Raw genomic sequence first — 15,354 nt, 5'->3', positions numbered from 1 at the left:
ATTGAGATTCCTCTTCGTTCCTCATTCGGAATGACATCCAATTCTAAAAGAGAATTTCATTTCTTTATTTAAATGATTACTGTATCACTGAAATCCACTTTCCTTTGTTGCGAGCCTGGTAGTTGTTGTCATACATCGCTTCGACCTGGGCTCCTGGCAAATAGTAATCTCCAAGGAAGGAAGCGTTTAATTTTATGGTAAAGGTTTTGGACTTACGACCTCTCAAATCAAAATAGAGATGGGTTCGGTCATCCCTGGTATCCACATAATCCGCTTTTGTACTGTCGGAATTACTTCCGTCAGCATAGGAAGTATCCACAATTTCCCAACCACTTGGTACAATATGGGTCAGGGCTAAATTATCTACATAATCATTGGAACTGTTATAGACTGTCAATTGTGCTTGAAGCTCGGTTCCTTGTCGCAATTCGGTAACATTGATGGCAGTTCCAGTAGCATCCAAATATCTTACGGATAGGTTCAAGTTTTTTTGTTGGGCCAATTCTTGTCCCACTGGAAGCTTTCCAGATTGGGTCAATGTGGCATAAATGGTATTGCCTTGGTTGTTTTTGACCATAGTTTCATCCTTTAAGGATGTAATGGTAATGTTTCGTTGCGCAATAGCTTTATCTGTTTTAACTATAATTTCCTTTCCATTGTTATTAAATGTCAAATCGATGGATCTACCACCATTTTTGGTAACCATTTTGGCCATGGATAATAGGGCGTAGGCAGTTTCTTGTGTGCTGTACCAGCGCTGGGAGGACAGATTCTTTGCCAAGGATACTGCTAAATCCCGTTGTTGGGAGTCGCCCAAGATTACTAAGGTTTCCAAGGCCATTGCTCTATTCCGGAACACAGAACCATAGGTTCTGTAATTGTAATTGTTGGGTACAAAGTTGATGTTTGCTTTTTGCGCTATCTCTTTTGCCACTTCTTTTTTTCCTACCAGAGCATAGGCCGCTGCTAACCGCCATTTGGCCTCATTGCTTAAATTGTTGGTTTCACGTAGACGGTTCATGGCTGCGAGTTCCGGCTGTTGTGCCAAGGCCAAGGTGTACAATCGGTAAGCCTGGGCCATATCGTCGTTATACCTTGTACTCTGATTGCTCCATTGGCGAGCTGTGTTCTTTTGATAGCGTAGCCAGTTACTTAAGAAGGTTAGTGGTAATTGATAGCCTTGTTGCTTGGCTTCCAACATAAAATGACCTGCGTAGGAGGTTCCCCAATCATCGGCACTCCCATAACCGGGCCAATAGCTAAGACCGCCATTTGGGGTTTGAAAATCCCCCAATCTTTTAATAGCTGCTTTTACATTTTTCTCAATTTCCTTTTTCTTTTCAAAGGTCACATCAAGAATATCTGCCAAGAACAATTGCGGAAAGGCCGCAGAAGTAGTTTGTTCTACACATCCATGGGGATATCGAAGGAGATAGTCCATACGCTTGGAAAAATCCATAGGAGGAAGTGTGGAAAATTCAATAAATGCTTCATTGGTCCCAGATGTCCCGAAGGTCTCAAACGGGATGGTTTGTGAACCATTGGCTTCCACAGTGTACAACTCACTTTTTGTGGTAATTGGATTGGGATTTTCCACATCAATTTCCGTTTCGCTACTTGCTCTTTCCCCAGATCCAGATGCGGTTACTTTTATGGTTTGAAAGGAAGCTGTGGGGTTCACTTGAAAGTCGAAATTCACAATTTGCTCCCCAACAGTATTGAAGGTGATGTTTTTTGAAGTTTCCCCAACAGGCTGAAGGGCATTGCCCGCATCAATAGAAACCTTTACATTTTTCACTTTCTTTTCCATAGCGAAGACCGTAACCGGGATGGTCACTTTCTCACCTGGTGACAATTTTCTCGGAATAGAAGTCAGTACCATTAAAGGTTTGCGAACGGGAGTAGTTGCTTCAGTATTGCCATAGGCACTGTTCTGGTTTCCGGCAACAACCATAGTACGAACAGAGCCTACATAGTTGGGCATATTGATGGTGTGCGACGCTTCTTCTCCCGCTTTTAGGGAAAATGGGCCTAAATAAGTGACAACTGGTTTAAAACGTTGCGCCTTTCTGTTTTTGGCACCTTGGCCAATCCCGCCCCCTCCAATGGCATAAATATTATCCACACTGATGGAGTAGGCGCCCATAACATCATCAAAAATGTCGAAGGTTTTTACACCAAGGGCTTGTCTGGAATAAAAGGAACTGTGGATATCTGGGGTTCGGAAACGGGTCAAATCAAGTAGACCTTCATCAACAACGGCCAAAGAATAGGTCATAGATTTTTTGTTGGCTTCTGAAACGGTGACTTTGAACGATTTTTCAGGTTCCAAAACCTTAGGCATTTGCAGTTCAGGCTGTAAAATGGTTGATGGGTTTTCAACCAACAAAGGTACTACGCCATATAATCGGATAGGCAAATCGTTTTTCACCTGCCCGTGAGGCTGCAATAATGAAATATTGATATAAACGTTGGGTGCCATTTCAGCAGTTATCGGAATGGTGGCCTTGGTCTCCTTGGTTGAGGTTTCTATCCATTGCTGCGACAATACTTCAGTGCCGTTTTCTATACTGAGCAGAGCTCGTCCTCCTCTGTCGGAGGGGAAGGTGACAATAGCTTCTTCACCCATTTGGTACTTTTCCTTGTCTGCGGAGAAAATCAGGATTTTGGAACTTTCTGTATCACCGGAAGCGGGTCTTCTCCACCAATTGCGATAGAAATAAGCGGTTCGACCTGTGGCATGGCCAGAAGCTTGGTCAATAACCCGAATGAGAAAACGACCTCCGTCATCATCAGGGATGTTGAGGTTGAAACTTGTTTTTCCATCAGCATCCGTGGTAACATTCATTTCTTTGAACGGACGGTGTACGGTTGCATTTTCGTATCGGGATAAATTATCATAACCTCGGTTCCACCACCAACGCCATTCAATTTTAAAGACCTGTACCTTTAAGTTTCGATTTCCGGATGGATTTCCCTGTGCATCTACCGTAGCCAAATCAAACTCGTTGTTTTCATCGGTCAAAAAAGAACCATATTGTTTGGCTTTTGGGGAACGAAGCCCCACAAAGTGGGAGAAAGGCGCCAAATTTTTGGAAAATACATCAATAGAGAAGTCACCACCACCTTCAAAAACTTTTGTAGTAAAGGTGGCTTGGAGCATACCTGGAGCATTTGTATTGGCGTTTATTTTCTCGTTGATGTTAAGCACTCCATCATTATCTAATTTGGAGGAAATCCATTGCAGTTCAGTTTCTGAAAAATAACGGACAGGATCCTGAAAGATATAACCCTTAAATTTTGGGAACGCATTTGAAGCCTGCTGTAGTTTTGCATTGATATCAATTTTTAGGTTACGGGCTGGTGCTCCATGCAACCATTGTACGTTGACTTTTCCTCTGTTATTGGTGTTGGCCTGTAATACTTCCTTTTCAAAGGAAACATCCATTTTTAACCGGTTGGGCTTAACTGTTGCAATTTTTAGACTTTTATTGAACTCAGCACCTCCCACAACAATTTTGGCGTTCCAGGTTCCTGTTGGCGCTTTTGGGTCCGTTGGAATAGGGAAGTAGTAAAACGCTTCTTCTTTTTTGGCATAAAGACCATCCGAAACGGGAATGGTACCTTCTTTCAAAACATTGCGCTGTACCAGTTTGCCTCGAGCATCCGTAACTTCCAAACTCACGGGATGATCAGCCGGTAGCGGATTGCCCGAATCATCCAAAACAAAGGTCAAGTGTACAGTATCTCCTGGCCGGTGCACACCTCTTTCTGTGTAAATGAAGCCCTGTAGCCCACTTTGTAGCTGTTCACCAGAAACATCAAATTTACTCATTGAAAGCGCATGTCCATCGGCTAGCTTGGCGTAGGCGAAATTGTTGTTTTTTTCCGCTACGGCAAAAGCCACTGATTTTTCTCCGTCGTAAATTCCGAAACCGGAGGCATCTGTTGTGATTTCTCCAAGCAGTTGCTGCTGGTAGTTATAAAGTTTGACCTTGGTGTTTTCTTCTGGCTTTGTGGTGAGAAGATTTGTAGCACTAAAGTGATAGGTTTTATTGTTTCCTTTTTTCACAATAAGCCCTAAATCACTTCCCAAAAGGTTGGTGGTCACGATTCTATCGTCATTATAATAGGCTTGATGACAGGGATTGTCGCGTTCCTCCCAGTTGTAACTGTAATTGCGCCAATAATAGATTTCATTGTCCCAATAGCGCTCTTCCATGGACTCATCCAACGAATTTTGCGAAGCATATTCCTCCGTTGTGTCTTCGGTGTTTTCGGAATCGCCACAATCGTAGGTGGTATGTTCCTTTTTAAAACTGAATTCTACCCGATACAATGATCCGGGATGTATTTTGATCAATTCTGATAAATCCAAAGCATGTGCTTTCCAATAGCTGGAGTTCTCTTCTCCGGTTTCATCCAGCGAAATCACTTTATAGGCCACTCTTCTTCCAACAGGTCGCAAATCGGAATTATATTCCTGGGTGAGATTGTTGTTCTGAAGGAATTGAAGCATGTTGTTTTCAAAAACCTGGATGACCCGGACTTCCACAGCGGATAGATTGACCGTTTCAAAATAAATAGGTGTAGAGGCTGCATTGGGGAGAATGGTTCCTTTGGAAATCAATCGAACATTGGGTTTCAGTTGTTCAAAAGAGACCAGATCTGAAAACGTGTTCTTAAGGGTAAAACCATATTCACTTTTGATGCCTTCATGGATATTTACCCGTACTTCGCCCAAAATTCGGTTAGAAGGGTACACCCGAAGCACATTGCCATCAATTTCATAGCGGAGACTGCTGGCATTTTCTATGGTCACCAATCCATTTAAGTTTTGATTTTGTCGAAGCGGTTCTGAAAAATTAAGCGCTAGCACAGCATTGGGAGCTGAAAAGGTTTTGGCATCAACCACCACAAACTTATTTTTCCCGGGAATGGGATAGGTTTCAGAACCCTCATTATCCACTCCAAATTCTTTTCCGTTCCATTTAACAACAAGCTCACTGTCCTCGGTTTTTCTGGAAATACTGTCAATCTTAAAACTGAAATACTGGGCATTTGCTTCCGTATTGTCCCATTTCACAGGAACTGATTTGTTGCCTTGTTGTACTGAGATAGCTGTATTGATTTTGGATGCATCCAGAATGTCTGAAGCATTCAAAGTTCCAGTCAAATACTGCCAATCTTTACTATAGGATTGCAGGTTTCCCAGATTTATTTTGAAATCGGGTGTTATCGTCTTAAAACTGAAGGTGTATTTTTTAAAATCTCTGTCAATATCCTCATAAAGCTTGTCCAAAGCCAAGGAGACTACATATTCAGTGTCGGGCTGCAGATACTCTGAAGGTTGAAAAGTGAGCTCTCTTCCATTTTCTATGGACAATTTCCCATCAACTTTTGGAGAAATCTTGAGGTATTCCTCTGGAAGCTCCTGGGTCAGTTCAAACTGCTCCAATTGTTGGGCTAAGGCAATTACAATTGGCGAGGCAATACTTTGGTTGCCCTTGGTGTGATAACTAATATAATCTTTGAATTTGAACAGATTGTCGGTTTCACTGGAGGTTGACTTTTTTTTACAGGAAGCGAATAAAATCAGAACAGAAACCAGAAGAATTTTAAGAGATTTTGCCATGGCAAAAATGGGTGTTTGTTATACAATGATGTTAACCATAACCAAGATAGTTAAAAATGGGAAGGAGGGCTTGAAGTTTTATGGATGGTCTGTTTGGATTTACGAATAACATCAATAAAACGGATTAAATCTTATGAAATATTTATGATTTTGTCCGGTATACTTCGATATTAAAAACAATATCTTCAAATCATTAAAAAACAATCAAAAAAACTACTACACCATGAAACAAAATTTGCTTTTGCTGATTTTGACACTCTGTCTCGGCACCGTTACCGCACAAGAATCCGATTATCAATTGGTGCAACAAACCTTGAATTACTATATGGAGGGCGGTTCCAACAAAGATTTCAACACCTTGAAGAAGGCTTTTCATCCCACCGCTACCATGAAATATATTTCTGATGAGGGGTATAAAGAGGTGAACGCTTTGGAATTTTTTAGTGGAATGAAACCTGGTCCCAGGGTAAATAGAAAAAACAGGATTGCAGAAATTACTATTTCTGGTCATGCAGCCAATGCCCGTTTGGAATTAGAGTATCCTGACTTCACTTTTGTGGATTTCATGAATTTGCTCAAAATTGATGGGGAGTGGAAAATAGTGAACAAGATTTTTTATAAAAGGGTAGATTAACCTTAAGACCAATCAAATTTAGATAATGAGAAAAATCATTTTGGGCCTTTGTTGCCTAGCTACACTTGGTAGTTGTATCCAAGTAAAGAAACCAAAAAAAGAAGTTGAAACTGAAGAAAAGATAACAGAAGAAGAAGCATTGGAATTGTTGCATGATTGGACCGATGCTTACTTGAAGGGAAATGCAGATAGGTTGAATGATGTATTGGATGACACCTGGGAATATTCAGGGTCATCCGATGGTTCTACTTCGAGTAAGACAGCGACCATTGAAGAGTTTAGGAGTGCGGATTATTCCTTTGGGGAAATCACCTATGAAAATCTGGATGTTCGTTTATATGGAGATGTCGCCGTTGTACGAGGTAGCGAAAGAATGACAATCCTTGATAGTTCCAAACAGGATACCACCGTGTTGCGACTTAGGTTTACCGATGTATACCAAAAAAAGGATGGTAACATAAAAGCTATAGCCACACATAGTTCCCCAATTGATTAAAATTGGGGTGCTTGGCTTAGATTAATACGGGGGTGCTACCAACCTCCGGAGGCTCCACCACCTCCAAAACCGCCACCTCCAAAGCCGCCACCAAATCCTCCGCTGCTCCCGAAACCGCCGCCTCCAAAACCACCGGATGATCTTGAGCTACGGCCCATGTTGCTGAGGATGATCATATCCCAGATATCAAGCCCTTTGCGGTTCCCTCCACGACCACCTCTGTTATTTCTGTTTCTCCGGGAAAGTATAATCAAAATGATGAAGAAAATAATAATGGGCAATAAGGATTTGAAAGGTGATTCTTGGTCATCCTCAAAAGTCCGTTCTTCGGTAAATTCCCCATTCAATACTTGAAAAATGGCATCGGCTCCTTTATCCAAACCAGCGTAGTAGTCACCTTTCTTAAATTCTGGGATTATCACAGATTCAATGATACGTTTCGACATCAAATCAGTAAGTGAACCCTCTACGCCATAACCGGTATTGATGGCAATCCTTCTATCATCCTTGGCCAAGAGAACAAGAATTCCATTGTCTTTGTCCGCCTGTCCAATACCCCATTTTTGCCCCCATTGAGCCCCTAAGAAATTAATGTTTTCACCTTCGGTGGAACTGATGATGGCCACAACGATTTGGGTTGAAGTGCTATCGGAATAGCGAATCAATTTTTGCTCCAAAGCTTTACTCTGGGAAGCGGGCAATAAATCCACGTAGTCGTAGACACTGGTCTGTTTTTGTGGTTTTTCGGGTATGGTGAATTGCCCCCAGGATAGAGAAACACATAAAAAGGCAATAAGAAGGTTAACCTTTGGATATGGCATCGTTCAATTCATTGGTGTCGTTATGGTCCCACGGGAAATGGGCTTCCAATTCCTTTCCGGCTCTTAAAATACCTTCAATAATTCCTTGTTTAAAATTACTTTCTTGAAAATTGGAAGCAATCACATCTTTTGTGCTGTTCCAGAATCCTTTGGGTACGGCATTGTCAATGCCAACATCACCATAGATTACAAATTTCTTGTCTTCTACGGCCACATAGATCAATACGCCGTTTCCATCTTTTGTATTGTCCATTTTAAGAAAATGGAAAATCTGTTGTGCCCTGCTAAAATGGTCTATTTTGGAAGTAGCTTCAATATGTACACGAATTTCTCCTGAGGTATTTTTTTCCGCCTCAACAATGGCGCTGACAATTTCCTGTTCTTCCTCAGAAGTTAAAAATTCCTCTACGTGCGACATGTTTAATCAAAATCGAAATTGACGTCCGGGGCGTCTTCTGCACCTGAATCGGAACTAAATAAAGCCAGAGGCTTAAAATTGGCAATACTTGCTATGATATTGGTGGGGATCTTTTCAATTTTAATATTATACTCCCCTGCCAAATCGTTAAATCGGTTCCGCTCAACATTGATTCTGTTTTCAGTGCCCTCCAGTTGGGACTGCAGTTCCAAAAAGTTTTGATTGGCCTTGAGGTCAGGATAGCGTTCAACGGTCACCAAAAGTCTGGAGAGCGCAGAGGACAACCCGGTTTGGGCTTCCTGAAACATAGCCAATTGCTCAGGGGTAATATTGTTGGCATCAATGGTTGTGGAAGTGGCCTTTGCACGAGCTTCAATGACGTCTGACAAGGTTTCACGTTCAAAATCTGCAGCACCCTGCACGGTTTTCACCAGGTTTCCGATCAGGTCGCTTCTCCTTTGATAGGAACTTTCCACGTTGGCCCATTGCTTTGTGGCCTGACCTTTCATGTCAACTAGGGTATTGTTGGTTCGTATGTACCATCCTCCTAAGATTACTGCCAGTACTATCAGTACAATTAAGGCAAGAATACCTTTTTTCATTTTCTATGGTTTAGTGTTATAGCTGTTCTTTTATTTTAAGGAGTTCTGCCCTTACTTTTTGTAATTTTTGAATTACGTCAAAATTGGAAAGTGTTTTCTGCTTTTCTTCCTTCAAGTGGATTTTTGCTCCCTCTAGCGTGAATCCACGCTCCTTGACCAAATGATAGATCAACTGTAGATTTTTGATGTCCTGGGGAGTGAACTTGCGGTTGCCCTTGGCATTTTTTTTAGGTTGAAGCACATCAAACTCCTTTTCCCAAAAGCGTATCAGGGAAGTATTTACCCCAAAGGCCTTGGCCACTTCGCCAATGCCATAATAACGTTTTTCGGGAAGATCTATGTGCATTAATCCAAGGATTGGTTCTCTTGATTGGCAAACTTGAGCATGTTTTCAAACTCTTCTGCCGTCAAACTTCCATAGTAGAAGTTAATGGGGTTGATGCGCTCATCGTCCTTAAAGACCTCATAGTGCAGGTGGGGAGCTTCGGAACGTCCAGTGTTGCCCACAAAACCAATCAAGTCTCCTCTTTTTACCTTTTGTCCAACACTAACATTGTATTTGCTCAAATGCGCATATAGGGTCATGTAACCATACCCATGTTCTATTCTGATGTGCTTACCATATCCGGAGGATCTATTATCAGCACGTTTCACCTTGCCATCTCCGGTAGCATAAATAGGAACTCCTCTAGGCGCAGTGAAATCCATTCCCCAATGAAACTTTCGAGCCTTGGTAAAAGGGTCGGAACGCCATCCATACCCAGAAGCCATTCGGGTAAGATCTTCGTTGCGTACAGGTTGTATGGCCGGTATGGAGGCCAATAATTTTTCCTTTTCCTCTGCTAACTTGGCTATTTCATCCAATGATTTGGATTGGATTACAATCTGTTTTTGTATGATGTCAAGACGCTGAGCAGCATCTATGATAATTTCAGAGTTGTTGAAGCCTTCCAGGGATTTATACCTATTGATTCCTCCGAATCCTGCCCGTCGTTGTTCCTCAGGAATAGGGTTGGCCTCAAAATAAAGTCGATATATGTTATTGTCCCTATCCTCAATATTGCCCAATACCTGCTCCATTTGATCCATCTTTTTGTTCAGGATTTCAAATTGAAGCTCATAGTTCTGTACTTCACGCTCCAGGGAAAGTTCTCTTGGAGTGTTCAACCAACTTGTATTCAGCAGGATTATTAGGGCCAATAGACCAAAAAGGGCAGAGCCCACAAGAAATAAGAATAGATTTCTATATTTCCTGGACTTCTTTGGTTCTATTTTCCTATAGGAAAGAGTATCCGGGTCGTAATAGTATTTAACTTTAGACATGAAGGGATTTTATCCTATTTTTGCTCACTCTTTAAACAAAACAAGCAAATATAAAAATTGTTTCGCTTAAAGTGTTAAATTTAATAAAACCCTAGCATTTCCAATGACATCCCAAGAAGTCAGAACCCAGTTTTTAAATTTTTTCAAGGGAAAGGGCCATAAAATAGTTCCATCGGCTCCAATGGTCATGAAAGATGACCCAACACTTATGTTCACCAACGCCGGTATGAACCAGTTCAAGGAATTTTTCTTGGGAAACACCGTGCCCAAAAACAAAAGGGTGACCGACACCCAAAAATGTTTACGGGTCAGTGGAAAACACAATGACCTGGAGGAAGTAGGGAAAGACACCTACCACCATACCATGTTTGAGATGTTGGGGAATTGGAGTTTTGGGGACTATTTCAAAAAAGAGGCCATTCAATGGGCTTGGGAACTGTTGACAGATATTTACCAAATAGACAAGGAAAGCCTTTATGTATCCGTTTTTGAGGGAAGCGATGACGCCGACAATCTTGAAATGGACAAAGAAGCCTATGATTTATGGAACGCCATTGTTCCAAAGGAAAGGATTATCATGGGTAACAAAAAAGACAATTTCTGGGAAATGGGAGATCAAGGTCCATGCGGACCATGCTCGGAAATCCATGTTGACCTAAGGTCAAAGGAAGAAAAGGCCAAAACTCCGGGAGCTTCCTTGGTGAACCAAGACCATCCCCTAGTTGTGGAGATATGGAACCTTGTCTTTATCCAGTACAATAGAAAGGCCGATGGCAGTTTAGAGAATCTTCCGGAAAAACATGTGGATACCGGAATGGGCTTTGAACGCCTGTGCATGGTATTGCAAGGGGTTAAGTCCAACTACGATACGGATGTTTTCACTCCGTTAATACGTGAGATAGAGATCATAACAGGGCATAAATATGGTAAGGACGAGCAAACCGACATAGCCATTCGTGTGGTGGCGGATCATATCAGGGCGGTTTCTTTTTCCATTGCAGATGGACAGCTTCCAAGCAATACCGGAGCCGGATATGTCATTCGAAGAATTTTGCGCCGTGCCATTCGGTATGGATTTACATTTTTAGATACCAAACAGCCTTTTATCTATAGATTGGTCAAGGTCCTGGGAGAGACCATGGGGAAGGCATTTCCAGAGCTTCGAGAACAATACCAACTTATCGAGAATGTAGTCAAGGAGGAGGAAAGTTCCTTTTTGAGCACGTTGGAACAAGGGTTGGTCTTGTTGGAATCAGTCATCAAATCTTCAAAAAGTAAGACGATTGATGGTGAAAAGGCTTTTGAACTGTATGACACATTTGGCTTTCCTATTGATCTTACTTCCTTGATTCTGGAAGAAAAAGGATACCAATTGGACTCCAAAGGCTTTGAAAAGGCTCTAAAAGCTCAAAAAGACCGCTCCAGAGCTGCTTCGGAAGTATCCAAAGAAGACTGGACCACCTTAATGGAGGATTCGGAGCAAGAATTTATTGGCTACGATAGCCTTGAAGCCAGTGCCAAAATTGTAAAGTATAGAAAAGTAACCAGTAAAAAAGGGGGGCAGCAATATCAATTGGTATTCAATTTGACTCCTTTCTATGCCGAAGGAGGTGGACAAGTCGGAGATAAAGGCTATTTGGAAACCCCAAATGGTGATGTCATTTATATTGTGGACACCAAAAGGGAGAATAATGAGATAGTCCACTTTTCCGAGAACCTACCCAAAAATGTTTCCGACACTTTTAAGGTGGTAGTGGATAAAAAACAACGCTGGAGAACGGCAAGTAACCATACAGCTACCCATTTATTGCACCAAGCACTTAGAGAGGTTTTGGGGAACCATGTGGAACAAAAAGGTTCCGCGGTACATTCAAAATATTTAAGGTTTGATTTTTCCCATTTTTCAAAGTTGACGGTAGAGGAGCTGCGGGAGGTCGAGAATTTTGTCAATGCCCGAATTGAAGGGCAGTTACCTTTAGAAGAAAACCGGAATATTTCCATGAAGGATGCCATGGAGCAAGGAGCTATTGCCCTTTTTGGCGAAAAATATGGGGATACCGTAAGAACCATCCGTTTTGGACAATCTGTTGAACTTTGTGGAGGTACCCATGTGAAAAATACAGCGGACATCTGGCATTTCAAGATCGTTTCAGAAGGTGCTGTTGCTGCTGGAATCCGAAGGATTGAGGCCATTACTTCAGATGCAGTAAAAGAGTTCTACTTTAAGAACAACCGTATGTTGTTCGAAATCAAAGATCTATTGAACAATGCCCAAGATCCGGTAAAGGCTGTATCAAGTCTTCAAGACGAAAATGCAACTCTGAAAAAGCAGATTGAGCAATTGTTGAAGGATAAGGCCAAAGGACTCAAAACCGAGTTGGTTGGAGAAATGGAAGAAATCAACGGTATTCAATTCCTGGCCAAAAAAGTAGATTTGGATGCGGCAGGCCTCAAAGACCTTTCCTTTGAAATAGGAGGGCAAGTTTCCAATTTGTTTTTGCTTTTAGGAGCCGAAAAAGACGGTAAAGCACTGTTATCTTGTTACATTTCCAAAGAATTGGCGTCCAATAGTGGATTGAACGCGGGAACCATTGTCCGAGAGTTGGGCAAGCACATCCAAGGTGGGGGCGGAGGACAACCCTTCTTTGCCACGGCCGGAGGTAAAAATCCTGCTGGTATTGATGATGCTTTGGCGGGGGCCAAAGAAATCGTCAGGTCAACAACCATAACATGAAATTCTTCAGAGCAAAAAACTTCAATTGGAAATATATTTTAGGGGAAATTCTCCTGTTGTTTATCGGAATTAACCTTGCCATTTGGTTTAATGACTGGAATGCTTCTAAAGAAGTTCAGAAGAACAAGGAAATTGCACTGGATAAAATTGAAGGCGAAATCCGCACCAATTTGGAACAATTAAAAGAAAACAGCGCTCAGAATCAGAAAGTGCCAGACTTTTTTGATGAATTGAACAGATTGAAGGGAGAAAACAAGAATCTTATTCTTGCTCCAGATGCAATTCAGACCTTTATTCGGAAATACCCGGAATTCATCAGGGAAAGAGATTCCAGCATGGTTGAAGATGGACTTTTTGAATATGATCTGGACACCTATATCAATCTTGAAATTACTGATTTGAGCAGCATAGCCTGGGATATTTCCAAATCAACCGGTATATTTCATGAATTTGGTTACGATTGTCTATATCAGCTCCAGGCCATGTACAATACACAGCACTTGGTAAAGAATGAGTTGGCGAATGCAACTGATGCTTTAAGAAACAAGTCTTTTGATGACTTGGTCATGACATTGAAAGTCATGGGGCAGTTGGAGGATCAACTGGAAGATCAGTATAACGATATGCTTGGGCGTATTGGCGATTGTAAGTAATTCAATTGTTTTTTCATGAGACTACAGACCTCGGTTCCGCTTCAGAAAGATGGGGATTCCATAGATTATAAAAGCAAACTGTTGCTTTTGGGATCTTGTTTTGCTGAAAACATTGGAGAAAAACTGGACTATTTTCAATTTCAATCCCTTCAAAACCCGTTTGGAATTTTATATCACCCACTTGCCATAGAAAACTTGGTGAAGCGCGCTTTGTATGGTAAAACTTTTCAGGAAGATGAGGTTTTTGAACAAGAAGGGATTTGGTATTGCTTTGAGGTCCATTCCGATTTGCGTTCATCAGAAAGGCAAGCATTGGTCAAAGAACTTAATGAGGCATTGCAAACAACCCTGGAATACTTACAAACGACCACCCATTTGATAATTACTTTGGGAACAGCGTGGGCATATCGGCATAAATCAACAGGAAATTTGGTGGCCAATTGCCATAAGGTGCCCCAAAAGGAGTTTTCAAAAGAATTGTTGACCGTAAAAACGATAAAAGACAGTCTTGAGAATCTTGTTTCTATGATAGAAAGAGTTAATCCCAAGCTGCAAATTGTCTCTACGATCTCGCCAGTGCGACATTTAAGAGATGGATTCATAGAAAATCAAAGAAGCAAGGCAAACCTTATTTTTGCGGTTCATGAAATGGAAAATGAATCAACAGTTACCTACTTTCCAGCTTATGAGATTATGATGGACGAACTTAGGGATTATCGTTTTTATGCAAAGGACATGGTGCACCCAAATGACCTGGCAGTGGACTATATCTGGGAAAAATTTAAAACAGTTTGGATTTCTGAGGATTCCAAATCTACCATGGATGATGTTGAAGCTGTTCGAAAAGGGTTACAGCACAGGCCTTTCAATCCAGAAACCGACGCACACCAGAGTTTCCTAAAATCACTCGAGGCAAAAATTGCTGGTCTTCAAGAGAGGTATCCTTTCATGAAATTTGAATAAGACATTGATTGACTGGTTGTATCTGCCACACTGACGAAATACCCTACTTCTGGTCTCGGTTCTGAAAAAAAATACGACAATTGCCGTATTGAATAGGATTGGATAAACCTTGAATTTTGGAGAAACCAAAACTTCGAAAAATGAAATTGTCCAAACCCGTCATTTCTTTTGTTCTCTACATTTTAGCCTTGTTTGCATTTACAAGAGTAGCCAATGCACAAGAACTTTTTGTTGATAAAAAGAAACATTTAAAAAATCTTCAAGAGGTCAAGCTTGCCAATTTTACGGTTAGTTTTACCACTAGCGAAGGTAAATCAGCATCTACCATTTCCAGAAATAATTTTATGGGAGCAAAGTCCGCTCTAAGGGTAATCACCTCAGGGCTTACCAATGAGCTAATGCAGCGAATTACGGATGAGGCCTATGCAGATTTTGTTGAGAAGCTGGAAGCCCATGGGTTTACCATTACCGAGTACAGGCCTGAAGAAAAATTGATTAAATCAATGGCTCCATATTTTAAAAGGACGGAAAACTACGCGGAAGATGTGGATTATTACCAACCTTTCAGCCACATTTCAACCATAACCGTTTCTGCTGGCAACAAACCTTTTGTAAAATATGGAAATCAGTACATGGTGGGGCATGCAGCAAAACAAAATAAGGAGAATCCAATTACAGTCAACTATTTGATTAATTCAGGGTATTTGCAGGCCAATGCCAAAAAAAGAGAGGACAAGTTCTTTGGAAAGATCTATAACAAGACCAAGGTGGCTTTTTTGCCGGGAGTACAGGTTTTCTGGAGGTCTGGGATCAACGTTTGGTCAACCAAGAGTGCCTTTGGGGAAATAAAGATAAATACCAATGTGTATCGTGAGGGTCCTGCGGGGGAACTAGTAACCAAAGACCAATCCAATTTGATAAGACGTTCCAATGCCACGTTGGAACTTATCATTGATCCCGATAAATATTACAACGATGCCATGAGCGTACTAAAAGAGGTCAATACCAAATTGATCAACGAAATGGCCAAATACAAGTAGACTACAAATATTCAAGTAAGCAGCGTAAAGCCCAA

At 41.4% G+C, this 15,354-nt stretch carries 12 protein-coding genes; 6 read left to right on the top strand and 6 right to left on the bottom strand.

Annotated elements, in window-relative coordinates:
• Positions 1-76: 76 nt before the first annotated feature.
• On the bottom strand, positions 77-5,635 hold the full coding sequence (locus DX873_RS07755; protein WP_116183898.1) for an alpha-2-macroglobulin family protein: 5,559 nt from the start codon (positions 5,633-5,635) through the stop codon (positions 77-79).
• 223 nt (positions 5,636-5,858) lie between these two features.
• On the opposite strand from DX873_RS07755, the gene DX873_RS07750 reads away from it, so the two are divergent.
• Positions 5,859-6,269 (top strand): nuclear transport factor 2 family protein, encoded by a 411-nt coding sequence (locus tag DX873_RS07750; RefSeq protein WP_116183897.1) that lies wholly within the window; start codon positions 5,859-5,861, stop codon positions 6,267-6,269.
• A gap of 25 nt (positions 6,270-6,294) precedes the next feature.
• Complete coding sequence (locus DX873_RS07745; RefSeq protein ID WP_116183896.1) at positions 6,295-6,765, top strand: nuclear transport factor 2 family protein; 471 nt, start codon at positions 6,295-6,297, stop codon at positions 6,763-6,765.
• A gap of 35 nt (positions 6,766-6,800) precedes the next feature.
• Here DX873_RS07745 and DX873_RS07740 read toward each other — a convergent pair whose 3' ends face one another.
• From DX873_RS07740 to DX873_RS07720, 5 genes are read right to left on the bottom strand one after another with little or no spacing between them, the layout of a single operon-like run.
• Positions 6,801-7,586: a TPM domain-containing protein gene (locus DX873_RS07740; protein WP_116183895.1), complete on the bottom strand. Its 786-nt coding sequence runs from the start codon at positions 7,584-7,586 to the stop codon at positions 6,801-6,803.
• Positions 7,567-8,004 carry a TPM domain-containing protein gene (locus DX873_RS07735; protein WP_116183894.1) on the bottom strand — a complete coding sequence of 146 codons (438 nt, stop codon included), beginning with the start codon at positions 8,002-8,004 and terminating at the stop codon, positions 7,567-7,569. The genes DX873_RS07740 and DX873_RS07735 overlap by 20 nt, the downstream gene beginning before the upstream one ends.
• Positions 8,005-8,006: 2 nt before the next feature.
• Positions 8,007-8,606, bottom strand: a complete 600-nt coding sequence (locus DX873_RS07730; protein WP_116183893.1) for a LemA family protein — start codon at positions 8,604-8,606, stop codon at positions 8,007-8,009.
• Between the two features lie 16 nt (positions 8,607-8,622).
• Positions 8,623-8,952: a MerR family transcriptional regulator gene (locus DX873_RS07725; RefSeq protein WP_116183892.1), complete on the bottom strand. Its 330-nt coding sequence runs from the start codon at positions 8,950-8,952 to the stop codon at positions 8,623-8,625.
• Complete coding sequence (locus DX873_RS07720) at positions 8,952-9,929, bottom strand: M23 family metallopeptidase (RefSeq protein WP_116183891.1); 978 nt, start codon at positions 9,927-9,929, stop codon at positions 8,952-8,954. Before DX873_RS07720 ends, DX873_RS07725 begins: the two co-directional genes overlap by 1 nt.
• A 103-nt stretch (positions 9,930-10,032) precedes the next feature.
• On the opposite strand from DX873_RS07720, the gene alaS reads away from it, so the two are divergent.
• The 4 genes from alaS (at position 10,033) to DX873_RS07700 (ending at position 15,319) form a co-directional block, all read left to right on the top strand.
• Complete coding sequence (gene alaS, locus DX873_RS07715; RefSeq protein WP_116183890.1) at positions 10,033-12,663, top strand: alanine--tRNA ligase; 2,631 nt, start codon at positions 10,033-10,035, stop codon at positions 12,661-12,663.
• Positions 12,660-13,316 carry a hypothetical protein gene (locus DX873_RS07710; protein WP_116183889.1) on the top strand — a complete coding sequence of 219 codons (657 nt, stop codon included), beginning with the start codon at positions 12,660-12,662 and terminating at the stop codon, positions 13,314-13,316. Before alaS ends, DX873_RS07710 begins: the two co-directional genes overlap by 4 nt.
• Positions 13,317-13,331: 15 nt before the next feature.
• A complete protein-coding gene (locus tag DX873_RS07705; protein ID WP_116183888.1) occupies positions 13,332-14,279 on the top strand; it encodes a GSCFA domain-containing protein in 948 nt (315 codons plus the stop codon).
• A gap of 140 nt (positions 14,280-14,419) precedes the next feature.
• A complete protein-coding gene (locus tag DX873_RS07700) occupies positions 14,420-15,319 on the top strand; it encodes a hypothetical protein (protein ID WP_116183887.1) in 900 nt (299 codons plus the stop codon).
• Positions 15,320-15,354: the final 35 nt, after the last annotated feature.

Origin of the sequence: Flagellimonas nanhaiensis, assembly GCF_003382275.1 — a bacterium.
Lineage (GTDB): Bacteria > Bacteroidota > Bacteroidia > Flavobacteriales > Flavobacteriaceae > Flagellimonas > Flagellimonas nanhaiensis.
The sequence above is the reverse complement of the archived record's forward strand: the minus strand, read 5'-3'. Positions and strand labels throughout refer to the sequence as shown.

Bases quoted from the DNA above. Each gene is read 5' to 3' on its own strand.
- DX873_RS07755 (WP_116183898.1), bottom strand. From the start codon at position 5,635: ATGGCAAAATCTCTTAAAATTCTTCTGGTTTCTGTTCTGATTTTATTC.
- DX873_RS07700 (WP_116183887.1), top strand. From the start codon at position 14,420: ATGAAATTGTCCAAACCCGTCATTTCTTTTGTTCTCTACATTTTAGCC.
- DX873_RS07710 (WP_116183889.1), top strand. From the start codon at position 12,660: ATGAAATTCTTCAGAGCAAAAAACTTCAATTGGAAATATATTTTAGGG.
- DX873_RS07745 (WP_116183896.1), top strand. From the start codon at position 6,295: ATGAGAAAAATCATTTTGGGCCTTTGTTGCCTAGCTACACTTGGTAGT.
- DX873_RS07705 (WP_116183888.1), top strand. From the start codon at position 13,332: ATGAGACTACAGACCTCGGTTCCGCTTCAGAAAGATGGGGATTCCATA.
- DX873_RS07740 (WP_116183895.1), bottom strand. From the start codon at position 7,586: ATGCCATATCCAAAGGTTAACCTTCTTATTGCCTTTTTATGTGTTTCT.
- DX873_RS07730 (WP_116183893.1), bottom strand. From the start codon at position 8,606: ATGAAAAAAGGTATTCTTGCCTTAATTGTACTGATAGTACTGGCAGTA.
- DX873_RS07720 (WP_116183891.1), bottom strand. From the start codon at position 9,929: ATGTCTAAAGTTAAATACTATTACGACCCGGATACTCTTTCCTATAGG.
- DX873_RS07750 (WP_116183897.1), top strand. From the start codon at position 5,859: ATGAAACAAAATTTGCTTTTGCTGATTTTGACACTCTGTCTCGGCACC.
- alaS (WP_116183890.1), top strand. From the start codon at position 10,033: ATGACATCCCAAGAAGTCAGAACCCAGTTTTTAAATTTTTTCAAGGGA.
- DX873_RS07725 (WP_116183892.1), bottom strand. From the start codon at position 8,952: ATGCACATAGATCTTCCCGAAAAACGTTATTATGGCATTGGCGAAGTG.
- DX873_RS07735 (WP_116183894.1), bottom strand. From the start codon at position 8,004: ATGTCGCACGTAGAGGAATTTTTAACTTCTGAGGAAGAACAGGAAATT.